Source organism: Bacillus sp. LK2 (genome assembly GCF_001043575.1).
In the GTDB taxonomy this organism is placed as follows: domain Bacteria; phylum Bacillota; class Bacilli; order Bacillales; family Bacillaceae_G; genus Bacillus_A; species Bacillus_A paramycoides.
Genome location: NZ_LDUK01000021.1, coordinates 167,832 through 190,424, shown reverse-complemented (window position 1 = coordinate 190,424; position 22,593 = coordinate 167,832). Strand labels below are relative to the sequence as shown.

Sequence of the window (22,593 nt, the reverse complement as noted above, 5' to 3'; positions counted from 1 at the left end):
TCCAGTGAAGTGTTTTTTATTTTCTTTGTAATCCGTATTCATTGTATACTGCACGAAGGAAATTTGGTACAGGGTTTACAATCATTTCGGAAATCTGTAACATTTATTATTAGTTGTTAACAAATAATTAACAAATATGTTAAGAAAAATCAAAATTTTAAAACAAATAGACTTATAAATGATATAATCATATCAAAATACATATAGGGGATGAGAGGCTATGGAGCTTATCCGTGATTTAATGATCCAAATTGCCATCATTATTTTGCCACTATTTTTATATGAAGCGATTCGTTTAAATCGTTATCAAGAAATGCTTCCGAAGCCTAATCGCTACTTTATTATGTTTTTATCTAGCGTTACACTCGTTCTCTCCATGACATATTCTATTTGCTTTGGTACCGTTTGCGGATACAATTTTCATCCAATCCCGATTGTTAGTGGTTTTTTATATGGTGGGATTGTTGGGCTCATCCCTGCCATTATTTTTGTTACATATGAATGGTTTTTAAAGGGAATCAGTTGGTTTCCTATTGTAGAAGTAATATTTCTTTCGATAATTCCATTGTTCTTGTCAAAGAAATGGTCTCTTTTTTCAAGAGATAAGAAGCTAATATTAGCTTTTATGATTTCATCAGTTTATGTTCTTGTTTCATTAGTATTTAGTATGTTTAATGTCCTTTTGGAAACAGGTTTTACACCATATGTATCTCATCTATATAGTAGGTATATATTTGCTTCACTTATTATGGTTATGACAATGGTATTTCAAGTATATTTGACTGAGTATTTAAATGAGAATGCATTATTGCGTACAGAGATGCAAAAATCAGAAAAACTTAATATTGTAAGTGAGTTAGCTGCAAGTGTAGCGCATGAAGTTCGAAATCCCCTCACTGTTGTACGGGGATTTATCCAATTACTAGAGAGTACGGAAGACGTGAAAAATAAAGAGTATATGCGTCTCGTATTAGCTGAACTAGATCGTGCTGAACAAATTATTTCAGATTATTTGAATTTAGCAAGGCCTCAAATTGAAAAGAAAGAACATATTTGTTTATCAGCGCAATTGATTGAAATGACAACTCTTATGTCATCATTTGCAGCGATGCAAGGTGTATATTTGCAAGTTGAGATTTCTGAGAGTCTTTACACAATCGGTGATAAGACGAAGTTGAAGCAAGCTATTATGAATGTTGTTAAAAACGGTATTGAAGCAATTCAAGGAAACAAAGGGTATTTAAAAGTAACAGCTGTTCAAAAAGATGAAATGATCGTAATAAGAGTTAAAGATAGTGGTGTTGGAATGACAAAAGAACAGTTAGCAAGGCTTGGACAACCTTATTATTCTTTGAAAGAAAAAGGAACAGGATTAGGCCTTATGGTAACATTTAGTATTCTACAAGCACATAATGGTACACTGGAATATAAAAGTGAAAGTGGAAAAGGAACTGAAGCGATTATTATATTGCCAGCTGTAAGAAATAAGGAATAAAAGTTACCGGTAGAAGGTAACTTTTTATTTTATGTTACATTAGAAAAATATATATGATTTTACTCATTTGTTTTTTCTTGTTTTGTTCGAACAAATAAACTTCTAAATGATTGAAAGAAGCTTTGCTCTTTTGAGGCGGCGACTAATCTTTTTGTTTCTTGAATTTCGCGAATAACTTGCATAAGCTGTGCATCACGGCTACTGTCTTTATTGTAAATTTGGTTGACGAGTTTATTCATTTTCTCTTCTTGTTTGGATTCTCGCTTATACATATGATTCATTAATAAGTCCATCTTTTCTTTTTGGAGTGCATCTGTTTGAGCAGCATGATCAACTAGCTCTTGTAGCATTTTTTCTTGTGAACCTTCTTTGACATAAACTTGTTGCATCAGTTCATCTAACTTCTCATCTTTTAAACGATTTTGTGTAATAAGGGTAGAATTTTGATGAATAATTGCCTCATTTAATTGAGCGAGCATCTCAAGCTTTAACATGAATTCTTCAAAGTTACGCCCGTCATCTTTTGTTTGTACTTCTTGCTTGTTTTGTGCAATTGGTATTGGGGGATTATCTTTTTCCTTTAAAATAATTGGAATTGTTTCTGAAATATCTTCTTGTAATGTCGCTGCTCTTTCGTGTATGGATTTTAATAGTTTTAAATCATCCATTCTATAAATACGCGCATCAGCAGCTTTTGAAATGATATAACCATGTTCCTCTAAAAGTTGACTATATTTTCGAACTGTATGTTTTGGGATGCCTGTTTTATTCGTGACATCTTTCGTTTTATAGATTGCGTCCATGAAATTTCCTCCCCAAAAAGTATCGTATATACCAATTCAATCTTTTATGATAACTTCCTTTGAAAAAGAATGTCGGAAGGTTATTAGTTTTCTACAGGATTAGTGAAAAGGTGAGGGAAAATGAATGTTTTTGGCGGAATGGAGAGGAAGAGCTAAAATAATGTCTGAAAACATATATAGAAGAAGTTTGTTATAATAACTGAGGAAAAGAAATTGGTAGGAACATGGAGGTACACATGAAGCAATTAAAAGGTATTATCATTTCAATTATTGCAATTCTTTCTCTGCTGGTAGCGGTCTATGAAGTACTTATTCCAGAGAAGACAAGTAATAAAAAAACAACAACTACGTATGATCAAGTTTTAGAGTTCCCGAAAGAACGTTATCCAGAGACGGGAAAACATATAACGGATGCTATAAAAGAAGGGCATTCAGAAATTTGTACAATTGATCGTAATGGTGCAGCGGATAGAAGGAAATTATCGTTAGCACCATATCCGTCGAAGAAAGGTTATGATCGCGATGAATGGCCAATGGCGATGTGTAAGGAAGGCGGAAAAGGAGCTCATATTGAATATATAAGTCCAGCAGATAATCGTGGTGCAGGTTCTTGGGTAGGGAATAAGCTAGATAAATATCCAGATGGTACGCGTGTGAAATTTGAAGTGAAATAGTAACCGGCGTACAGTTCATAGTGGAGGAGAAGGATAGTTATGGAATTAACAATTTCATATTCGCAATTAATGGTGATGAACTCTGATAATCAGCAGCCTTATGTAGATTGGACTCCTGAAGATTTTGAAAGAGGTTATGCTGAGGTGGATGGAGCGATTATTTTTGAAGCAATCTCTGACTATACTTGTGAAGTGGAAGTGACTTGTGGAAAGCATATTGAGAAGGAAGAAGTGGTTCGAACGATATCAGTTCCTTTCACTGTGAAGAATGAAGGAGTTTTTATAACGAGTATTCTTTCTAATAAATTGCATATTCCTATTCCGAATGGGGAATATAGGATAGTCTTGCAGGCGACTCCTCTTGAAAAGCCAACAGACGATGAATTGTATAAAGTACGATACGACTTCTGTTTTGAAAGTGTAGAATAAAAAAACGTGTTATCCTTTTTGAAGGATAACACGTTTTTTTATTATGCATTTGTCTTTAGGAGAGAACGAGCGTCTTTCGCTGCCTGAACCATATACTCTAAGGCAGGTATAACTTCTTCGGTTCTTCTAGTTTTTAAACCACAGTCTGGATTAATCCAGAAATATTTAGGATCACATACTTGTAAAGATTGTTCTACGATTGCAAACATTTCGTCTTTACTTGGGACACGTGGGCTATGAATGTCATATACACCTAGACCAATTCCTTTTTCATATGTTGTATGTTTTAATGTATCAATAAATTCCCCATGACTTCTTGATGTTTCGATGGAAATAACATCTGCATCTAATGCGCGAATTGCATCTACAATATCTTCGAAGTTACTGTAACACATATGAGTGTGAATTTGTGTTTCATTTTCTACAGAAGATGTTGCTAAAAGGAATGATTGAACTGCCCATGTAATATATGCATTCCAATCTTTTTCTTTTAACGGCATTCCTTCACGAAGTGCTGGCTCATCGACTTGGATTACCCTAATTCCGGAAGATTCAAGTAATTCAATTTCATGACGAAGTGCTAATGCAATTTGATATGAAACTTCTTTTCTTGAAATGTCATTTCGAACGAATGACCAATTTAAAATAGTGACAGGTCCAGTTAGCATACCCTTTACTACTTTCTCTGTTAAGCTTTGTGCATATACAGTTTCTTTAATAGTCATTCCATTTATAAAGGCAACATCACCATAAATAACAGGTGGTTTCACACAGCGAGAACCGTATGATTGTACCCATCCATTTTTAGTAAAGGAGAAGCCAGCAAGTCTTTCACCAAAGTATTCCACCATGTCAGTTCTCTCGAATTCACCGTGTACTAGGACATCAAGACCAATATCTTCTTGGTAACGAATCCACTTCTCAGTTTCCTTTTCAATAAATTGATTATATTGTTCATTTGTAATATCGCCGTTACGCCACTGTTTACGTGTTTGACGAACTTCAGTCGTTTGTGGGAAGCTACCGATAGTTGTTGTTGGTAACAGTGGTAACTGTAAAGCCACTTGCTGTAATTCATATCTTTTTTCAAATGGAAGAGGACGTGAGAAATCATCTTCTTTAAGTGCTGTACGCGCTACTTTTACATCTTCACGATTACGTGCAGCTGATGAACGGATTGCATGATGTGCATTACGATATGTTGTCAGCTCGTTACTGATGCTTTCAACACCTTTAGTAAGAGCAGATTGGATAAGGACTAGTTCTTCTAACTTTTGATTGGCAAATGCAAGTGCATCAAATAGTTCGGTTGATAAATGCTTTTCTTCTGTCTTATCAATTGGAGTATGCAATAAGCTACAAGAAGGTTGAACAATTAAACCTTTTGCTGTGACTTGATTTTGTAATGTTGTAAATAAAGAAAGTACATCATCAAGATCAGCTCTCCAAATGTTACGGCCATCTATACAACCGATAGCTAAAATTTTATCAGCTGGGAATCCATATTTTGAAATAGCATTTACATTACCTTCTTTGCCATGAACAAAGTCCAATCCAATACCAGAAACAGGGAATGTAATAATTTCTTCATAGTTTTCTTCTACACTATCAAAATATGTTTGTAGAATAAGGTTAGCATTTGGAACTTCTTTATGAATAGCTTCGTAAAGTTCTTTCGCTTGATTAATTTCATCTTTTGTTAAAGATGCGAAGATTGGTTCGTCAACTTGAATAATTTGTGCTCCAGCTTCGTGTAATTCAGAGAATAATTGTACGTAAGGTGCAACTAGCTGTTTTAAAATAGTGGCAAATTGATCTTCGGTATAACCTTTTGCTAGTTTTAGGAATGTATAAGGTCCTAAAATAACTGGTTTTCCATCGACGCCTAACTCTTTTTTCGCTTCTTCATATAAACGAAGGGGACGATTGTCTTTTAAAGAGATTTGTAACCCTTCTTCATATTCAGGAACAATATAATGATAGTTTGTGTTAAACCACTTTGTCATTTCAGAAGCAACATGATCTTTAGATCCACGTGCCATTGCAAAATATACATCAAGGTAAGATGTAAACTCTGAAAAACGTGATGGGATGAATCCTAACATGTAGGCTGTATCCAGAACGTGGTCATAATATGTAAAATCGCCTATTGGAATTAATTCAATTCCTTTTTCTTGCTGTACCTTTACGTGTTGAAGGCGGATTTCTTTCATTGTCGTTAAAAATGTCTCTTCATCAATTTTATTGGACCAAAAAGCTTCCAATGTTTTTTTCCACTCTCGTTGTAGTCCGATACGTGGATAACCTAAGTTACTTGTTTGAATTGCCATTTTAAATTCCTCCCTAATTGAAAGTAAGCATTTCCGTTTACTAGGAAATACCTATAACAAAAAGCATAAAGGCATAGAAAATAAGCCTTCCTTTTTGTTCTTAACACCTCATCATCATCCGTGAGTCTATCAGTGTTGTTAAAATAGGCAGGTCTCCTGACTTATGCTTCATATAATTTCTTTCACCTTCCCGTTTTCACAGTGGCACAAAAAAGAAATCTCAGCATTTACAGTGGCGGGACCGTGTTGGAGTTTCACCAAACTTCCCTTTTAAACACGAAATAAAATTTTCGTGTACCTATTTTCCTTTTGAAAGGAATTTAACAAGCGATATGATATTGAAACAAATTCTAACATAATTTTTAGAATTTTGTCTACTGTTTTAAAATAAGAAAATTCTAAAGTTTTTCATTTCCTTGTATTTGTAATTTTTGAAATATTTAGGTCGGTTTTTATACTAGAATGAGGGTGTTTTGAACTGTGAAACAATGGTGGGATTAAGTTTTTCTAAAAGAGGTGATACCTCTTTTAGAAAAACTTAATCAGTCTCTACTCCTATTTCTGAAAGGCGGCTTGCAGTTGCATCTTTTAGGAGTGTGTTTAGCCAGCGCAATTCAACATTAATATGCTCAATGACGCTCTGTAAAATATATAGTTGGGCACGAGGAACTATTTGTTTGTTATGATCGTATATTGTTTGCATTGTATGTAAGTATTGAACCGTATCATCTCTCTTTTTTTCTAAAATAGGAACTAGTGCTTGTTCGTCACTAAAGTGAGCGAAAGAGAGTGCTGAATAAATTGGTTTATATATTTGATTTTTTGCTTCAAATTGTTTTAATAATAAAGTGTGGAAAAGGTTTTTTCCTTCCTCGGTTATATGGAAGATTGTTTTATCTGGTCTATTCGTATCTCGAACAATATTTGTAACACGAATTGCACCTTGCTTTTCTAATTGCTCGAAGGCATAGTATAGTGATCCCTTGGCATATTTAATATAACAATCCATTTGTCTCTCTTTCATTATGTGCTGTACTTCATATGGATGCTTATCCCCTTCGAGTAGCAAGCCGAGAATGACTAATTTCATACTCATGCTGTCTCAACTCCTGTATATAGAAATTTTATACATATTATAAACGGTATATCCTCTTTCATAAAGGGATATACCGTTTCATTTTTCCATATTAGCTTACTTGTTTTTGTTTTTGTTTTTGTTTCGTTTTTGGTCCTGTTAAAAGACGTTCTTTTCCCATAAGTAAAATACAGATTATACTTAGTATAGCTGGGATAAGTGCCCAAAAAAATGTATTAGCAATAGATGTTGCAAGGGCATCCTTAATTCCGCTCAGTATTTCAGGTGGTAGCTTTTCAGTAGCGTTTGGTGATAATAAGAAGCTGGTGTCTCCACCTTTTGGTGCCATTTTTGCTAATTCAGGAGGAAAGACTGCTTTTAATTTATCAGTGAAGATATGATTTTGAATCGTACCGAAAATAGTGACACCAAGGGTCATTCCTAGTGAACGGAAGAATGAATTTGTTGATGTAGCAGAACCGCGATCTCTCATTTCTAGTTTGTGAATAGATGCCATACTTAAAACTGAGAAGGAGAATCCAACTCCAAGTCCAGCGAGAATCATAAACATTGTTACGAGTGTACGAGGTGTTTCCATTGTTAAGGTGCTTAGTAAATAAATACCAAGAACGAAGAAAGCTCCAGATACCATCATAATGTTACGATAGCTTGTTCGTGAAGCTAACTGTCCACCAGTTTGACTCCCGATTACAGACCCTACCATCATTGGTGTTAAAATTAATCCAGCATTTGAGGCCGAACCACCGAGAACACCTTGAACGAAGATTGGAATATAAACTGTGCAGATGATAAAAGCTGCACCATAGAAAAAGGCAACCCCTTGGCTGGCTGCAAATAAAGGCTTTTTAAATAAATGGAAAGAAATAATAGGCTCAATCGCGTTTCTTTCTACGAAGAAGAAAATAATAAGCATAATAACAACTGCTGTAAATAAACCAATAATTACATTAGAATTCCATGCATATTCTTTACCGCCAAGTTCTAGAGCAAACATTAAACAAACGATACTAATGACCAGTGTAATGGCGCCAGCCCAGTCAATTTTTTGTTTTCGATATTCTAGAGACTCGTTGTAGTATTTAGTAATGAAGAAGAAGGAGATAAGTCCTAATGGAATATTAATATAGAAGACCCAGTGCCAGCTTATATAATCTGTAATATATGCACCCAATAAAGGTCCGAAAACACTAGATGTCCCGAAAACAGCACCAAATAGTCCTGTCATTTTCCCTCGTTTTTCAGGTGGGAATATATCATACATAATTGTAAATGCGATAGGCATAAGAGCGCCGCCACCAATTCCTTGAATGGCTCTATAAATACTTAGTTGTTCAATACTTGATGCTGTCCCGCAAAGGGCAGAACCGAATAAGAAAAGAATTAGTCCACCAATATAAAAACGTTTTCGTCCGTACATATCAGACAGCTTACCGAAAATAGGCATTCCGGCCATTGTTGCTACCATGTATGCAGATGTGACCCAAACGAATTTGTCGAACCCTCCTAGGTCTCCGACGATAGTTGCCATCGCGGTTGCGACTATTGTATTATCCATTGCTGCCATTAGAATACCAAGCAATAAACCAGCAACAACAAATTTTGTTTTGCTTGAGTCTTTTTTTGATAGTTGTGTTTCCAAATATAGCCCTCCTTTAATAAAAATTAAACTAACTTAAGTTTTTGGGTGCAGTGCATAAAAAACTTCATGTACAGTTTGTCTCGTTCCGGCTTTATTTATAAAAAATTGCACTGACATGATATAAAGATTAGAAATCATAAATTATATTATAGTCAAATTTGACTAAAAGGCAAACTTTTTCTTTCACCAAATTATTCTCTTATCCTGCTATTTACGGGCAGTAAGACTTGACGTTATTACATAGTCAATGAGGGAAAATGTAAAAAAATATTTAATAAAGAATAGCCCCTGTCACCTATTAAAAATGGTTTTTTCTTTATATTGTCGAATAGGATAAAAGGAAGAGAAATAATTAATGCTGTTTGTAACAAGTTCCAATATTTTTTTGTGTGATTTATTGTGTAGATAGGCAGAATAAAGTTGTATAGATGATACATCTGGAATGAGGTGAATTTACATTATGAAAATATGGAAACGAATTTCGGATCAAGGAAGGTATTTTATACCGTTGCAGCCTGTGTTGTGGATTGATGGTTCAAAAAAAGAAACGGAAATTCCTAATGTAGCCGTCACATTGCAAATCCGTAGTATGTATAAAGAAAAATTTTCATATGAACTAGCCTTTGATGTCAATGATATACTTATTATTCGTCTTGAAGTTGAAAATAAAGGAGTTGAAATGATTTCACGAGTTGTCGTAAGTCATATGATTCGTGACTATTTTGCGTATATCCCCAATTCTTTAAAGACAGATAAGGGGATAAGTGAATTTTTATTTCAGCTTGTAAGGTGGCGAATCGATAATTTATCACCAAATGAAAAAGTGGAATTAATTTGTAAAATAAAAGCAAATAAAGAGAAAGCTCCTCCAAATTCAGTATTTCAAGCTACATACACATGTCAATATAAAGGATTATCATATGGCCCACTGCAAACAAATGAAGTGGTTGTAAGGCAATGATAAAAAGGAACCTGAGTGAAAGGTTCCTTTTTTAATGAAGATTGTGTTTCTTGAGTAATTTCTTTTGTTCTATTCCTTTTTTTCCTACATAGTTATTTTTGTATCCAACATATAGAATGAATAGAAATGAACTAACATTTACTATAGCGTCAATTTGATCGTTTGTAATGAAGTTTATTCCGAAAGATTTAAATAGTAGTGTTAATGATAATAAAAAACCAGCTAGTAAGCGCATAATATCTGATAGATTTTCTTTTTGAGGCATATATGTCACTCCTTTCTAAAAACGATATATAGTATATATATGAAATAGAATAGAAAAGGTATACAAGCTTAAGCGAAAATGTGCATCGAATATGTACATTTTTTATTTTGTAGAAAAACATTATTTTTATAGAAACATATATTGGTACGATAAAAGAGCAAGCGTGCGTATGAATGTTGAAGTGGGAGGAATGACGAACAACGATTTTGTCGTTGATTTTTTCAGGAAAGTAGCTGCTTTATCCGAAAGAGATTCTCGTAATATTACATTGTACATTCTTTCAGTAAAAGAGTGGGATGTAATAAAAGGCACAGTGCAAGAAAAAAGTTGGATGAGTTAGTCCAAAGAGTGGAGCCTACAATTGTAAAGACAGTTCGAAAAGGCGATGTAGTTACGAGATGGGATGAAAATAAATACGTTATTGTAGTAGTTGATAATGGCTATGAAAAATCAACAATAACAAATCGATTAATCAAAAATATTCAAAATGAAATAGCAAATGATTTACTAAGTGTTACTTTACTATTTGGCGCTGCTAGTTATTCGGGAGAGGGGAAAACTTTTGAAGAGTTGTTAAGAAAGGCACAAAATCAATTGTATAATTATGGAAATTCGCAAGGTGATGAGTGAAAGCTTGATTTGAAGAAGTATGATATAAAGAAATTTCCCTGTAATATTTTTTTGTTTTTTGTTACAAAAAACATTTTTTTGTAACAAAGTCCTTTAAAAATATATGTAATCAGCATATAATTATGTTGGATGTGTCAATGCATTTTGCACAATGCGTTTTATTTTAAAAGTGTAGAGGAAAATAAGCTCTACACTTTTCCTTTTTAGGAAATCAAAAGAATATTTGTAAGTTGTTGCGAGATAACCTTTGTACTGTGTAAAATGGACAAAGAGATTATTTGATAGAAAGCGGAAAGGGAATGATGGAATGATAGACGTGAGAGACCAACAATCATCTTTTATCAGGTGAATTATTATAGTTGTTCTTGCAGTTATTAAAACTGAGGTAAATTCCTTTGTGTTTGAAGCTATTACATAATTTGAAACTACTAAATAATACAGATGTAGAAACGAAAAACGTAATTTTAAGTACTAAATTTGTGCAAGAAAAGAGAGAAGCTATACAAGCATGATAAATAATTATTGATGATCTTCGTAAAAAGATGTGAGAGTGAAAGAGATGAAGGATTTATACATTTTGTATGGGATTTTTGGCGCGATGATCGTTTATTAATAGGAGGAATAGATGTTGAAATATAATAAATTAGCAATTGTAACTGCATTATCAATGACTTTACTAGCTGGTTGTTTCGGTCCGAAACCAGAAGAGGAACTATATGTTGCATTTGAGAATGCTGCCAAGCAAGAAAAAACAATGTTTGAAGATGCGAAAAAGCTTGAATCATTAGAGAAAGAAGGACAAGCATTATATAATCAAATTGTTCAAGAAGGAAAAGATAATAATCAGGCTGTTAAGGAAAAGCTTGATCAAGCAGTGAAAAATACAGATGAACGAGAAAAAGTTCTTATTAAAGAAAAAGATGCGTTAAATAAAGCGCAAGAAGAAGTGAAATCGGCTGATAAGTATGTGGGGAAAATTGAAGATAATAAATTAAAAGACCAGGCGGATAAAGTAAAGAGTACTTATGAGAAACGACATGATTCATTCAAAAAAATGTATGATAGTTATAATAAATCTTTAAAGCAAGAAAAAGAATTGTATACAATGCTACAAGATAAAGGGACAAAATTAAAAGATATTAGTGAGAAAGTAAAGACAGTAAACCAATCTTATAAGGATATTGAGCAAGAAAAAGATAAGTTTAATGAATATACAAAATCATATAATACAGAAAAAGTTGCATTCTATAAGCAAGCAAATATTAAAATTAAAGAAGATAAAAAATAAAACAGTTTGGCCTATATTAGGCCAAACTGTTTTATTTTTTTGTATAGGTACGGCTATACCATGGAACTGGTTCGCTTAATTTTTTTTCTTGTTTTACTGCTTCCGGACCAATATAATCTTGAAGTGTTTTTTTTGCAATAGTTAAAGATAAGGTTGTTTTCGGATTTCGATAGGAGGATTCAAGATGACCAAGATGTGGTAGGGTGCGAAAATCATCTTTCGTAGGAGGGATATGGAAAAAATAATCACCTAAACGTATGAGAACATCAGATTGTTGTTGACTAAAACGCGGATTTCTAGAAAAATGTAATCCTTCTTTGATAGCTTTTTTTTCAGCAATGAGACGTTCTAAAGCGGTCTTTTTTAACCAGTATAAGTATTTAGGATTAGTTGCAGCTTTAGCATGTCGATTCACAACGAAAATAGATTGAGCTAGTCTGTTAATAGAATGTTGGTTATGTAATTGAGATTGTGGTTGTGAAGGTTTCATATTGAATCTCCTTTCAAGTTTTCCTTATTATAACATAAATAAAATAGGTTTTTATTATATGCAAAAAGTGATTGTATATATTTTCAATATTAAAGCAATATTGTTACAAAAAACAACTATTTTGTATAATAGTGATAGAATATGTTTTAGAAATTTGATAATGAAAGAGTGAGAAGTTTGAAAGAAATATTAAAACAACAATATGCCATTATAGACATAGGCTCCAATACAATGCGTTTAGTTATTTATGAAAAACAAAACGGTGGTTTTTATAAAGAGATTGAAAATACGAAAGTAGTTGCTAGGCTAAGAAATTATTTAGTCAATGGTGTATTAATTGAAGAGGGAATAGAAGTGTTGTTACAAACATTATTTCAATTTCAAGAAAGTACACGATTCTATAAGTTACATCATGTACTTTGTGTTGCAACGGCAACAATTAGACAGGCTGAGAATCAAGATGAAATTAAAAAACTTGTTGAAGGACAAACAGATTTTACTCTTAGAGTTTTATCAGAATATGAAGAAGCACGTTATGGTTATTTAGCAGTTATGAATTCTACTTCGTTTTCAGAAGGAATTACAGTTGATATCGGTGGGGGAAGTACAGAAGTTACATACTTCCGTAATAGAGAAATTTTAGAATACCACAGCTTTTCTTTTGGAGCACTTTCTTTAAAGCAACAATTTATTCAAGATAATATTCCTACTACAGAGGAGTTAGATGAGATTAGAAGCTATTTATGTAGTCAATTCCGAACGCTACCATGGATAATCGATAAAAAATTGCCACTTATCGCAATTGGGGGTAGTGCGAGGAACATGGTGAAAATCCATCAAAATTTAATTTGTTATCCTATAGCTGGACTACATTTATACAAAATGAAAGAAGAAGATATTGAAAATGTGAAAGATGAATTAAAACAATTATCATTCATAGAACTTCAAAAATTAGAAGGATTAGCAAAAGATCGAGCAGATACAATTATTCCAGCTGTCGAAGTATTTCATACGCTTGTTAATGTTATACAGGCACCTGCTTTTGTATTAAGCAAAAAAGGATTAAGAGAAGGTGTTTTCTATGAAGAATTAACGAAAGATTTGGGGATTTCATACTATCCGAATGTAGTGGAAGAAAGTTTACATTTATTATCATATGAATACGAATTAGATATGGAATTTGTTATTCAACTTATTAAACTAGGAACATTAATCTGCAAACAACTTGAAGGAGCTGGACTCATTTCTATGTCAGCGAAAGACTGGGAAATATTCCATCAAGCAGCGAAAGTATTTAATATTGGAAAATATATAGATGAAGAAGCGAGCCGTTTACATACGTTTTACTTACTAGCCAACAAAACAATTGATGGTATGATGCATAAAGATCGAGTTAGATTAGCACTTATAGCTTCTTATAAATCAAAAATGTTATTTAAACAGCATTTGGCACCGTTTGAAGGGTGGTTTGATAAAAGTGAACAAAAGAAAATTCGATTATTAGGGGCTGTATTACAATTTTCGGCTGCTTTAAATGTGAGACAAAGGCCGCTTATTGAAACGATATATATAACGGAAAGTAAAGAAGGTTTAACATTCAGGATTTTATGTGAACAATCGGCATTAGCGGAAAAAGTTCAAGCGGAAAAACAAAAAAAACAGCTAGAAAGAGTATTAAAAACGAATATTAATTTAGTATTCGAATTAAAACGATAAGTGGTACGGATATCTTTACAAAAAATTAACACTTTAGAATATTGTAATTTGATAAAATAAAAGGAACTAAATTATATTGAAAAAGTTTCAAAGGGAAGTGTGAAGAGAATGGAATTGCTAAAGGGGAATTTAGTAAATTTAAATGATACAGCTTATTATAATAATCGTGAATTAAGCTGGCTAGCGTTTAATGAACGTGTACTACAAGAAGCACAAGATGAAAATAATCCACTTTTAGAAAGATTAAAGTTTATTAGTATTTTCAGTTCAAATTTAGATGAATTTTTTATGGTGCGCGTAGCAGGTTTGAAAGATCAAGTAAGTGCCGGATTTAATCAGCCAGAAAATAAGGCAGGTTTAACACCGAAGAAACAGTTAAATAAGATTGCGATAAAAGCTCATGAGTTAATGACTGTGCAGTATAACACATTTAAAAATTATGTATTACCAGCGCTTGAACTAGAGGGGATTGAGCGTTTAACATTCCGTGATTTGACGAAAGAGCAAAGGGAATTTATCGAAGAATATTTCGATGAACAAATATTTCCAGTTTTAACCCCTGTTGCTATTGATGCGTATCGTCCATTTCCGATGTTATTAAATAAAAGTTTGAATTTAGCTACTATTTTATATGATGAGAAGCAAGCTGAGGAAGAAAATCGTACGAAGTTAGGAATTGTACAAGTACCTTCATTACTTGAGCGTTTCATATTTTTACCGAGTGAAGGACAAAAGCATAAATTTATTTTATTAGAAGATGTAATTAGTGGTTTTACCCATAAATTATTCACAGGATATAAAGTATCGCCTGTTACTCGTTTTCGTATTACACGTAATGCGGACTTAACAATTCATGAAGAAGGTGCACGTGATTTATTAAAAGTAATTGAAAAAGAATTGAAAAAGCGTAAGTGGGGAGCTGCTGTTCGTTTAGAAGTTGGTAAAGAACACATTGATGAAAGAGTATTGTCGTTACTATATGAAGTGTTGGAAGTAAAAGATGAAGATGTGTATATGATGGATGGACCGCTAGATTTAACATGTTTATTCTCCTTATATAAAAAATTAGCGCCTTTATATGAGCATCTTGTATATCCAGCCCTTATTCCTCAACCTCCTCAAGACTTAGGTGATGAGGAAGATGTATTTGAAAAAGCGATAGAACATGATATTTTATTACACCATCCATTTGAGTCGTTTCAGCCAGTCGTTGATTTTGTCCGTGATGCGGCAGAGGACTCGAATGTACTTGCGATTAAACAAACATTATATCGTGTAAGTGGAGACTCCCCAATAATTCAGGCTTTGAAGGTGGCGGCTGAAAAAGGAAAACAAGTGACGGTATTGGTTGAATTAAAGGCGAGGTTTGATGAAGAGAATAATGTTCATTGGGCTAAAGAACTGGAACAGGCTGGATGTCATGTTATTTACGGAGTAAGTCACTTGAAAACGCATAGTAAAATCACACTTGTTGTAAGGAGAAAAAACGGGAAAATCGAAAGGTTTGTACATCTTGGAACAGGAAATTATAATGATGCAACAGCGAAGTTGTATACTGATTTTGGATATATTACATCGCGAAAAGACTTTGGTGTAGATGCAACGAATTTCTTTAATTATTTGAGTGGTTATACAACGAAACCGCATTTTCATCATCTATCTGTTGCACCGTTTGATATAAGAGAGCAATTTATGGACTTAATAGATGAGGAAATCCGTTATCATAGACAATATGGAAATGGATATATTATCGCTAAGATGAATTCGTTAACAGATAAACCATTAATAAAAAAAATGTATGAAGCATCACAAGCTGGGGTTAAGGTAGAGCTCATCGTTAGAGGGACATGTTGTTTAAGGCCTGGGATTCCAAATGTAAGTGAAAATATTCGTGTAGTTAGTGTTGTTGGAAGATATTTAGAACATAGTCGTATTTATTATTTCCATCATAATGGCGATGAAAAAATATATTTATCTTCAGCTGATTTGATGACGCGAAATATGGAAAAACGAGTAGAAATATCCTTCCCAATTTTAGATATTGAAATGAAAGCGAGAATAAAGGCAATTTTACAGCTTATTTTAGCTGATAACGTGAAAACACGTGAACAAAATAAAGATGGTGACTATTACTATATAATTAATAGTAGTATAGAAGAAATTGATAGCCAAGTGAACTTATTTAAGATGGCGTATCAAAATACAGACGCTGAATAATGAAAATATAGTAAAAACCTCTTAATGCAATTAAGAGGTTTTTACTTTTTTCTCTATCATATGTTCCATAAATGGAAGAATGAGTAGAGAGAATAGTTTTTATTATAGGCGTGTGATGAATCGGTTCGTTGGTTTAAATTAATAATAGAATGGTTGTTGACAAGGCCCTCCGTAACAAGGAAAAGGTGCTGGTGGTGGGAAAGGTGGTGGATATGGCGGATAAAACGGTCTAGGGCCGAAAGCTAATGCTCCACCGAGCAATCCTCCAGCAATTCCAGCTAGAAATGGAACGCCGAAAAATGGAAAGAAGCGTGAGTCGCCTACTGGACCAATAGGTGCTGAACGAACTGGGACTGGTTGATAATATGGATACATGAACAAACCTCCTTTACTGGACTCACTTTTATCATATGGTGAACCAAGCGTGGATGAGCGCGTACAAGAAAGGATGTATAAGAAAATAGGCAAATATATGTTACGAATGTTGTAGGGTAAAAAGCGTAATTTCAGGTTTAGCCATAAAGCGGAATGGGACGCGTGTTCTTCCAAGACCTCGATTGACATAGAGAGTCAAATTTCGAACGTTATAGAAACCTTCAATGTAGTATTTCGCGAGAGCTGGGGTAATAATAGCACCTAAAAAAGGAAGTTGTACTTGTCCACCGTGGCTATGACCAGAAAGTTGAAGATTGATTGGATATGTAGCGATTTGTGGTGCGATATCTGGCTCGTGAACAAGAACAATTGTATAAATATTTTGCTGGGCACGTTGTAATGTTTCCTCTATTTTTGGCTTGCCTAGTAGTATATCATCGATTCCAAAAATGGAAATTTCACTATTATCCAATAAACGAATTCGTGTTTCTTTATTTTGTAAAAGTTCAAAACCAGATTCACGCATGATGTGATCATAGTATTCAGTTCCATATCCGCCGTGGTCGTGGTTTCCATAAATAGAAAATTTACCGAATGGTGCTTTTATATTTTTTAAGATGGATGCAACAAAAGGAGCTTCAGTATATGTTTGGTAGTTGTCAATAAGATCACCAGTAAAAAGGACAATATCTGGATTTTCGGCATTGATTTTGGAAACGATTTGAGATAGGTGTTGGAGTGAGAAATAGTATCCAAGATGTAAGTCACTAAATTGAAGGATCTTCATACCGTGAAAACTTCTTGGTATGAGTGATGATTTAAGTATGTGCTTTGTAAAAGAGACGCAATGTGGTTCTATATATTTCGCATAATAATAGCCGATGCTAGCGGTTATAAGTGAATATAGACAAGTGCGTATTCCAGCCTTTAAAAATTTCCTTCTTGTAATTTGCTTCATAATAATGTGAGTATACCTATCAGGTTTACAGCAAGTGTATGTATTCCATATACAGGTTACTCGAATCTCCTTTCAGTTTGTTTTTTTTAATATATTTTAGACTCGAGAAAAGTAGTATAGATTAAGAAAAATAGAAGAGAAAGAAATTTCTCTACATTAAAATATCAGAAAACTTTAAAAATATAAAGATTTCTATCAAATTAAATGATAAAATGAATGTGTATTCATTTTTGGGAGGGGATGTAATTGAAAGAAAAAGTAGTTATTATAACAGGTGGATCAAGTGGAATGGGAAAAGGAATGGCGACTCGTTTTGCAAAAGAAGGGGCACGAGTTGTTATTACAGGGCGTACGAAAGAAAAGCTAGAAGAAACAAAGCTAGAGATTGAACAGTTCCCAGGGCAAGTATTACCTGTACAAATGGATGTACGAAATACCGATGATATTCAAAGAATGATTGAACATATTGATGAGAAGTTTGGACGAATTGATATTCTAATAAATAATGCAGCTGGAAATTTTATTTGTCCAGCAGAGGATTTATCTGTGAATGGCTGGAATGCTGTCATTAATATTGTATTAAATGGAACGTTCTATTGTAGCCATGCTGTCGGGAAGTATTGGATTGAGAAAGGTATAAAAGGAAATATCATTAACATGGTGGCAACATATGCATGGGATGCAGGCCCAGGAGTCATTCATTCAGCTGCAGCAAAGGCTGGAGTATTAGCAATGACGAAAACGCTTGCTGTTGAGTGGGGACGTAAATATGGAATACGAGTTAACGCTATCGCACCAGGACCAATTGAACGCACAGGTGGTGCCGATAAATTATGGATTTCAGAAGAAATGGCTAAGCGTACATTGCAAAGTGTTCCACTTGGTAGACTGGGTACACCAGAAGAAATTGCGGGTCTAGCTTATTATTTATGTTCAGATGAAGCTGCATACATAAATGGAACTTGTATGACAATGGATGGTGGTCAACATTTGCATCAATATCCATTTTAAAAGGGATAAAAAAATGAATGATTTATTCATTTCTTTGTGGTAAAATATGACGAAATTGTGACATGTAAAAGAAAAGTGTTTACAAGAGGGGATATATACGTTATATTTAAGACCTCTTTTTTCTTCATAGTAGAATTGCTAATTCCCCTTAGCATTTTACCCCTCTAATCCCTTCAGGAAAACTGAAGGGATTTTTTATTATTTTTCCGTAAATATCATGTTATAATTTTTGAAAAGTAAAGGGAGGGAAGCACGTTGATAGATGCATTAGATGTAATGAGTAACTTGGATAAAGTCCTTCCTTATTATCAAGCTATTTTTAGTGCTGATGAGCATACAGTAATTGGATATGAAGTTGTAGGACGTATTCAAACAGAAGAGGGCATACAAAGTTTAGCCTCTTTCTTTCATGATGATTCTATTCCGAGTGAGTTCCAACTTGAAGCAGATAACAATATTGTAGAAAAAGCTTTAAATAGGTATTTAGAAAGCGATCAAAAATTATTATTGTTTATACATCGGAATGCTAATGTATTAATGAATGATGAAGATGAAAGTTTGCTTCAACTTTTGTTGATGTATGAAAAAAAAGGTTTAAACTTGAAGCGCATTGTTTTAGAAATAACAGAACACGAATGTAAAGAAGATATAGAACAATTTAATCATTTACTTATGTATTATCGTACATACGGTATTCAAATTTCGATTAATAAAGTTGGAACAGGTACAAGTAATTTAGAGCGTATTAGCGTGTTAGCGCCGGATATTTTAAAAGTAGATTTAACAAATTTAAGGCAAACTGCACTTTTACAATCTTATCAAGATATTTTATATTCCCTATCATTACTTGCAAGAAGAATTGGGGCAACATTGTTATATGAAGAAATAGATGCTTTTTATCAACTGCAATATGCTTGGAAAAACGGTGGTAGATATTATCAAGGTAATTATTTGAAAGAATGTTTACCAGATTTTATTGAAACAAATGTTTTAAAAGAGCGACTTGGTAATGAATGTCACCAATTTATTCAGCATGAAAAGAAGAAATTGCAAAAAATTTATAATTTAACAGAGATGTTACGTAATCAAATTGGAGATGTTTTATCCAAACAAAAAAAGAATGAAGATATAAATGATTGGTTATTACAGTTTAGTCAAAGTGTATCACAATATAGTTTCCGGATATTTATTTGTAATGAAGATGGTTTTCAGCAATCTGGTAATATCATGAAAAAAGATGGTGAATGGATTATTATGCCAGAGTATTATATGAAGAACTGGAGTTGGCGCCCGTATTTTCTAGAGAATATAATGAAAATGCGTTTTGAGAATAAGGCAAGACTTTCAGATTTATATGCTGATATCGAAACTGGTGAAATGGTACGAACATTTTCTTTCCCAATTGATGATGAAAACTTTTTATTTATAGATTTATCTTATGAATATTTATATGAAGAAGATGTTTTATTTTAATGCACGAAGAGATTCGTGCATTTTTTTGTTTGTTTTTATCATAAATTGGTAATAGTGAAAATGATGATGAAAATGCTGTCTATCGTTGTAAAGATTTTACGAACGAAATCATCCCTTTCTTTGCATAATCATTGTTACAATGAATACTACAAAGACAAGCTCTTTAAAGGGAAGGTGAAAAAATGAGGAAATATGGAATATGGTTTGTTCTATTTGTATGTGTTGCCTTTCTAGTTGGTTATAGTGTCACAACTGTTTTAGGAAAAGAAGAAGTGAAAGTTGATCGGAAAGAAGTGTTTACAACGATACAAAAAGGGTATGAGACACAATTTTCAATCCGTGGGAAGCATTTGCCAATGAATAGGATGATAGAGACGTTATCACCGTATTTTACAGATAATTTCCTTCAAGTTTTTACAGATGAAAACAGTAGAAATGATAAGCAGAGTGGTGAATATTTACTTCCGGCAAAAGAGGCTCCTTTCTCCTTTAGTTCAGAAACAAAAATGTCTTATGATGAAGAGCATAAAAATTTATATGTATATGAGCGGGCGAAAAATGGACAATATCAAATTGTGACATTGCAAAAGGACAACGGGAAATGGAAATTAGCAGGGTATCATGAAAGTCAGGAACTTTTGACTGAAATAAAAAGGTTGCAACAATTATAAAAATAGGAATAGGTGTCTTCCTATTCCTATTCCTATTCTATATTTAATAACTGCTGTAATTTTTCGATTTGAAAACCTGCGACAACTTCTCCGTCAATTACAACTGTTGGAGTTGAATAGGAGTCATAGTCATATAAAAGGCGATTGCGAGCGGCAGCGTCTTTTTTTACGTCAAATTCTTCATATGCAACGTTATTATGTTTTAAAAATTCTTTCACAATGACACATGGCGGACAATCTGGTTGTGTATAAACCTCAATTTTTTTCATTGTAATTCCTCCCTTTTTCTGTTTTTTATTATATTCTGCCAGTATAAAAATCGCAATAAAGAAGAGAAAAGATGAACTTTCTTCTTTTTACTTCGTATTTCGACAAATTTTAGTTGAGTTTCTGGTCAAGAACCTTTATCCTAGAGTGTGGAACATTTTTTCTGTTATGACGGATAGAATGAGTATAGCTGTAAAACCTATTGGTAGGAAGATCAGAGAAAGGAGAGATTTCATGTCTCTACTCCAAGGAATTTTAACTCGACTTGTTAGTCTACAAGAACAAGCTGAAAGCGGTGAAGTAGCACAACGCTATTTTGAAGTGAACGGTGAGCGCAAATGTAGCGTGAAATTTTTCGATAAAAGTGAAATGTATGAGTTAGAAGTGTATCAACAAGGTGAAAAACCTCAAGTGTATCAATTCGATAACATCGACATGGTTGCAATTGAGATTTACGATATCATTTCTTGATACATATAAAAAAGGTACTACCAAATGGTAGTACCTTTTTTAGTTATATTACTTAAAAAGCTATACAGGTAGTGAAAATCGCATTTTTAGTCCCGATCAAATAAAGGAGTTTTTACAAACGTACATGTATAGGAATTTTTTGTTTTTCCTACAATGGTAGTAAATATAAAATAGGAGGTGTGAAGAATGGAACGCTTACCGATTGTTATTTGTCCGAATTGCCACAATCACGCTGAAATTATTCATGTATTAACCGCCCAGTCTAATCAAAATGTAATTTATACGTGTAGGTTTTGTCATTATGTAATTCGAAATATTGAAACGAATAAAGGGTAGTAGTTATAATTTTTGTTTTTGTCCCATACAATGAGAATACGAAAAGTCTGTCTAATTGAAAGGACGTGACTATGTGGACGGTGAGCATACATTTTATAATGTTTCAGAGAGACATTTGAATTTTGATATGGTCTTTAACCGCATTTGCAGTTTCATTGAAAAGGATCCACGAAATTTATATCGATTATCTATTGGGACAGACTCACAAGCGCATCAAAAGGATACGAGGTTTATTACAGCGATACATATTCATCGGGTTGGAAAAGGAGCATGGGGATGTTTGCACCATAAATCAGTAAAAAACAAGCCAGCAACATTGCGTGAGAAGATATATTTAGAAACACAGTTTAGTCAAGAAATCGCCTGTCTATTTACTCCCAATCGTATACAAACAATATGGGATTTATTGCACCCATACGCTCAAGAAGGGGCAGGGTTCATAATGGAAATTCATTTAGATATCGGGAATGATGGTTTAACAAAAGAATTTATTTTAGATATGACGATGAAAATTCAAGCAATGGGATTAACCGCAAAAATTAAACCGGATTCTTATGCGGCGTTTAGTTATGCAAATCGATATACTAAATAGTACGAAACGATTTCTATATATTTGCGGCTTTTAAATGCAATTGTCAAAAACTGAATATTACATCTATTAAATAGGTTGAAAATTTTATATAATAAGGGTGACGATGCGAGTGTAAGGAGAGGAGTATATGGAAAAGGAGTTAATTTTAACAAAAGAAGAAGAAAGTTTATTACTGGATATTCTGTTTCAGCAAAATTACGCGAGCGAAATTTTAGCTGTGGAGCTTACAGATATTGAGAATGGTTTAAAAAAGACAGATGTGACACAATATAAAAAAATAACAAGATTATTTTACCGATTAAAAAATAAAGGGTATTAAGCGCTACCGGAATGGTAGTCTTTTTTTTGTGTTGTATGCTAAAATGGCTGTGTATCTTTATTTTTATTAGAATAACGTAAGGACAAA

At 33.3% G+C, this 22,593-nt stretch carries 23 protein-coding genes, 1 pseudogene and 1 riboswitch; of the genes and pseudogenes, 15 read left to right on the top strand and 9 right to left on the bottom strand.

The genetic code is table 11. The features are described from left to right. The first annotated feature begins 220 nt into the window (after positions 1-220). The gene (gene kinB / locus VK90_RS15870; protein WP_048374058.1) at positions 221-1,495 is read left to right on the top strand and encodes a sporulation sensor histidine kinase KinB; all 1,275 of its coding nucleotides are present in this window, start codon (positions 221-223) and stop codon (positions 1,493-1,495) included. Positions 1,496-1,554: 59 nt separating this feature from the next. Here the strand turns inward: kinB and VK90_RS15865 are convergent, their stop codons facing one another. Further along, complete coding sequence (locus tag VK90_RS15865) at positions 1,555-2,298, bottom strand: DUF3967 domain-containing protein (RefSeq protein ID WP_025150415.1); 744 nt, start codon at positions 2,296-2,298, stop codon at positions 1,555-1,557. A 236-nt stretch (positions 2,299-2,534) separates the two neighbouring features. On the opposite strand from VK90_RS15865, the gene nucA reads away from it, so the two are divergent. Both nucA and comJ read left to right on the top strand, forming a co-directional pair. Continuing rightward, the gene (gene nucA, locus VK90_RS15860) at positions 2,535-2,972 is read left to right on the top strand and encodes a DNA-entry nuclease (protein ID WP_048374057.1); all 438 of its coding nucleotides are present in this window, start codon (positions 2,535-2,537) and stop codon (positions 2,970-2,972) included. Between the two features lie 39 nt (positions 2,973-3,011). After that, positions 3,012-3,401, top strand: coding sequence for a competence protein ComJ (gene comJ / locus VK90_RS15855; RefSeq protein ID WP_048374056.1), 390 nt, complete (start codon positions 3,012-3,014; stop codon positions 3,399-3,401). Between the two features lie 41 nt (positions 3,402-3,442). On the opposite strand, the gene metE is transcribed toward comJ, so the two are convergent. The 3 genes from metE to VK90_RS15840 all read right to left on the bottom strand — a co-directional run bounded on the left by metE (position 3,443) and on the right by VK90_RS15840 (position 8,466). Next, entirely contained in the window at positions 3,443-5,731 is a 2,289-nt protein-coding gene (gene metE, locus VK90_RS15850; protein WP_048374055.1) for a 5-methyltetrahydropteroyltriglutamate--homocysteine S-methyltransferase, read from the bottom strand. A 129-nt stretch (positions 5,732-5,860) separates the two neighbouring features. Then, positions 5,861-6,048: riboswitch (cobalamin riboswitch) on the bottom strand. Between the two features lie 221 nt (positions 6,049-6,269). After that, complete coding sequence (locus VK90_RS15845) at positions 6,270-6,827, bottom strand: PadR family transcriptional regulator (RefSeq protein ID WP_048374054.1); 558 nt, start codon at positions 6,825-6,827, stop codon at positions 6,270-6,272. Between the two features lie 91 nt (positions 6,828-6,918). Further along, positions 6,919-8,466 (bottom strand): MDR family MFS transporter, encoded by a 1,548-nt coding sequence (locus VK90_RS15840; RefSeq protein ID WP_048374053.1) that lies wholly within the window; start codon positions 8,464-8,466, stop codon positions 6,919-6,921. 460 nt (positions 8,467-8,926) lie between these two features. On the opposite strand from VK90_RS15840, the gene VK90_RS15835 reads away from it, so the two are divergent. Further along, a complete protein-coding gene (locus tag VK90_RS15835) occupies positions 8,927-9,427 on the top strand; it encodes a hypothetical protein (RefSeq protein WP_048374052.1) in 501 nt (166 codons plus the stop codon). 31 nt (positions 9,428-9,458) lie between these two features. Here the strand turns inward: VK90_RS15835 and VK90_RS15830 are convergent, their stop codons facing one another. After that, the gene (locus VK90_RS15830) at positions 9,459-9,692 is read right to left on the bottom strand and encodes a phage holin (RefSeq protein WP_048374051.1); all 234 of its coding nucleotides are present in this window, start codon (positions 9,690-9,692) and stop codon (positions 9,459-9,461) included. 136 nt (positions 9,693-9,828) lie between these two features. Between VK90_RS15830 and VK90_RS15825 the strand changes: the two are divergent. After that, positions 9,829-10,322: pseudogene (locus VK90_RS15825) on the top strand (diguanylate cyclase domain-containing protein); the annotation flags it as partial. A 625-nt stretch (positions 10,323-10,947) separates the two neighbouring features. Then, on the top strand, positions 10,948-11,610 hold the full coding sequence (locus tag VK90_RS15820; RefSeq protein WP_048374050.1) for a YkyA family protein: 663 nt from the start codon (positions 10,948-10,950) through the stop codon (positions 11,608-11,610). A gap of 31 nt (positions 11,611-11,641) precedes the next feature. Here the strand turns inward: VK90_RS15820 and VK90_RS15815 are convergent, their stop codons facing one another. Further along, positions 11,642-12,100 (bottom strand): YkyB family protein, encoded by a 459-nt coding sequence (locus VK90_RS15815; RefSeq protein ID WP_025147723.1) that lies wholly within the window; start codon positions 12,098-12,100, stop codon positions 11,642-11,644. Positions 12,101-12,277: 177 nt separating this feature from the next. Between VK90_RS15815 and VK90_RS15810 the strand changes: the two genes are divergently transcribed. Both VK90_RS15810 and VK90_RS15805 read left to right on the top strand, forming a co-directional pair. Further along, positions 12,278-13,816: a Ppx/GppA family phosphatase gene (locus tag VK90_RS15810; RefSeq protein WP_048374049.1), complete on the top strand. Its 1,539-nt coding sequence runs from the start codon at positions 12,278-12,280 to the stop codon at positions 13,814-13,816. A 108-nt stretch (positions 13,817-13,924) separates the two neighbouring features. After that, positions 13,925-16,033, top strand: coding sequence for a polyphosphate kinase (locus VK90_RS15805; RefSeq protein WP_048374048.1), 2,109 nt, complete (start codon positions 13,925-13,927; stop codon positions 16,031-16,033). 138 nt (positions 16,034-16,171) lie between these two features. Here VK90_RS15805 and VK90_RS15800 read toward each other — a convergent pair whose 3' ends face one another. Together VK90_RS15800 and VK90_RS15795 are read right to left on the bottom strand one after the other, a co-directional pair. Then, positions 16,172-16,408, bottom strand: a complete 237-nt coding sequence (locus VK90_RS15800) for a hypothetical protein (protein WP_002173230.1) — start codon at positions 16,406-16,408, stop codon at positions 16,172-16,174. Between the two features lie 100 nt (positions 16,409-16,508). Further along, positions 16,509-17,366, bottom strand: coding sequence for a metallophosphoesterase (locus VK90_RS15795; RefSeq protein ID WP_048374047.1), 858 nt, complete (start codon positions 17,364-17,366; stop codon positions 16,509-16,511). 246 nt (positions 17,367-17,612) lie between these two features. Between VK90_RS15795 and fadH the strand changes: the two genes are divergently transcribed. The 3 genes from fadH (at position 17,613) to VK90_RS15780 (ending at position 20,521) form a co-directional block, all read left to right on the top strand. Then, positions 17,613-18,377, top strand: a complete 765-nt coding sequence (fadH, locus tag VK90_RS15790) for a 2,4-dienoyl-CoA reductase (RefSeq protein WP_048374046.1) — start codon at positions 17,613-17,615, stop codon at positions 18,375-18,377. Positions 18,378-18,632: 255 nt separating this feature from the next. After that, positions 18,633-19,850 (top strand): EAL domain-containing protein, encoded by a 1,218-nt coding sequence (locus VK90_RS15785; protein WP_048374045.1) that lies wholly within the window; start codon positions 18,633-18,635, stop codon positions 19,848-19,850. A gap of 182 nt (positions 19,851-20,032) precedes the next feature. Next, positions 20,033-20,521 (top strand): DUF3993 domain-containing protein, encoded by a 489-nt coding sequence (locus VK90_RS15780; protein ID WP_048374044.1) that lies wholly within the window; start codon positions 20,033-20,035, stop codon positions 20,519-20,521. A 32-nt stretch (positions 20,522-20,553) separates the two neighbouring features. Here the strand turns inward: VK90_RS15780 and VK90_RS15775 are convergent, their stop codons facing one another. Continuing rightward, entirely contained in the window at positions 20,554-20,790 is a 237-nt protein-coding gene (locus tag VK90_RS15775; RefSeq protein WP_000717875.1) for a glutaredoxin family protein, read from the bottom strand. Between the two features lie 232 nt (positions 20,791-21,022). Here VK90_RS15775 and VK90_RS15770 point away from each other — a divergent pair, with 232 nt between their 5' ends. From VK90_RS15770 to abbA, 4 genes are all read left to right on the top strand, one after another. Then, on the top strand, positions 21,023-21,259 hold the full coding sequence (locus VK90_RS15770) for a YkuJ family protein (RefSeq protein ID WP_000055151.1): 237 nt from the start codon (positions 21,023-21,025) through the stop codon (positions 21,257-21,259). Positions 21,260-21,445: 186 nt separating this feature from the next. Beyond that, on the top strand, positions 21,446-21,595 hold the full coding sequence (locus VK90_RS30275) for a hypothetical protein (protein ID WP_033795377.1): 150 nt from the start codon (positions 21,446-21,448) through the stop codon (positions 21,593-21,595). A gap of 73 nt (positions 21,596-21,668) precedes the next feature. After that, entirely contained in the window at positions 21,669-22,187 is a 519-nt protein-coding gene (locus VK90_RS15765) for a ribonuclease H-like YkuK family protein (RefSeq protein ID WP_002173223.1), read from the top strand. Positions 22,188-22,314: 127 nt separating this feature from the next. Further along, positions 22,315-22,506 (top strand): antirepressor AbbA, encoded by a 192-nt coding sequence (abbA, locus tag VK90_RS15760; RefSeq protein WP_002173222.1) that lies wholly within the window; start codon positions 22,315-22,317, stop codon positions 22,504-22,506. Positions 22,507-22,593: the final 87 nt, after the last annotated feature.

Excerpts from the sequence above, each read along its gene's own strand:
- VK90_RS15845 (WP_048374054.1), bottom strand. The coding sequence starts at position 6,827 with ATGAGTATGAAATTAGTCATTCTCGGCTTGCTACTCGAAGGGGATAAG.
- comJ (WP_048374056.1), top strand. The coding sequence starts at position 3,012 with ATGGAATTAACAATTTCATATTCGCAATTAATGGTGATGAACTCTGAT.
- VK90_RS15775 (WP_000717875.1), bottom strand. The coding sequence starts at position 20,790 with ATGAAAAAAATTGAGGTTTATACACAACCAGATTGTCCGCCATGTGTC.
- nucA (WP_048374057.1), top strand. The coding sequence starts at position 2,535 with ATGAAGCAATTAAAAGGTATTATCATTTCAATTATTGCAATTCTTTCT.
- VK90_RS15800 (WP_002173230.1), bottom strand. The coding sequence starts at position 16,408 with ATGTATCCATATTATCAACCAGTCCCAGTTCGTTCAGCACCTATTGGT.
- VK90_RS30275 (WP_033795377.1), top strand. The coding sequence starts at position 21,446 with ATGGAACGCTTACCGATTGTTATTTGTCCGAATTGCCACAATCACGCT.
- VK90_RS15830 (WP_048374051.1), bottom strand. The coding sequence starts at position 9,692 with ATGCCTCAAAAAGAAAATCTATCAGATATTATGCGCTTACTAGCTGGT.
- VK90_RS15815 (WP_025147723.1), bottom strand. The coding sequence starts at position 12,100 with ATGAAACCTTCACAACCACAATCTCAATTACATAACCAACATTCTATT.
- kinB (WP_048374058.1), top strand. The coding sequence starts at position 221 with ATGGAGCTTATCCGTGATTTAATGATCCAAATTGCCATCATTATTTTG.
- abbA (WP_002173222.1), top strand. The coding sequence starts at position 22,315 with ATGGAAAAGGAGTTAATTTTAACAAAAGAAGAAGAAAGTTTATTACTG.
- VK90_RS15770 (WP_000055151.1), top strand. The coding sequence starts at position 21,023 with ATGTCTCTACTCCAAGGAATTTTAACTCGACTTGTTAGTCTACAAGAA.
- VK90_RS15820 (WP_048374050.1), top strand. The coding sequence starts at position 10,948 with ATGTTGAAATATAATAAATTAGCAATTGTAACTGCATTATCAATGACT.
- VK90_RS15865 (WP_025150415.1), bottom strand. The coding sequence starts at position 2,298 with ATGGACGCAATCTATAAAACGAAAGATGTCACGAATAAAACAGGCATC.
- metE (WP_048374055.1), bottom strand. The coding sequence starts at position 5,731 with ATGGCAATTCAAACAAGTAACTTAGGTTATCCACGTATCGGACTACAA.
- VK90_RS15835 (WP_048374052.1), top strand. The coding sequence starts at position 8,927 with ATGAAAATATGGAAACGAATTTCGGATCAAGGAAGGTATTTTATACCG.
- VK90_RS15795 (WP_048374047.1), bottom strand. The coding sequence starts at position 17,366 with ATGAAGCAAATTACAAGAAGGAAATTTTTAAAGGCTGGAATACGCACT.
- VK90_RS15805 (WP_048374048.1), top strand. The coding sequence starts at position 13,925 with ATGGAATTGCTAAAGGGGAATTTAGTAAATTTAAATGATACAGCTTAT.
- VK90_RS15780 (WP_048374044.1), top strand. The coding sequence starts at position 20,033 with ATGAGGAAATATGGAATATGGTTTGTTCTATTTGTATGTGTTGCCTTT.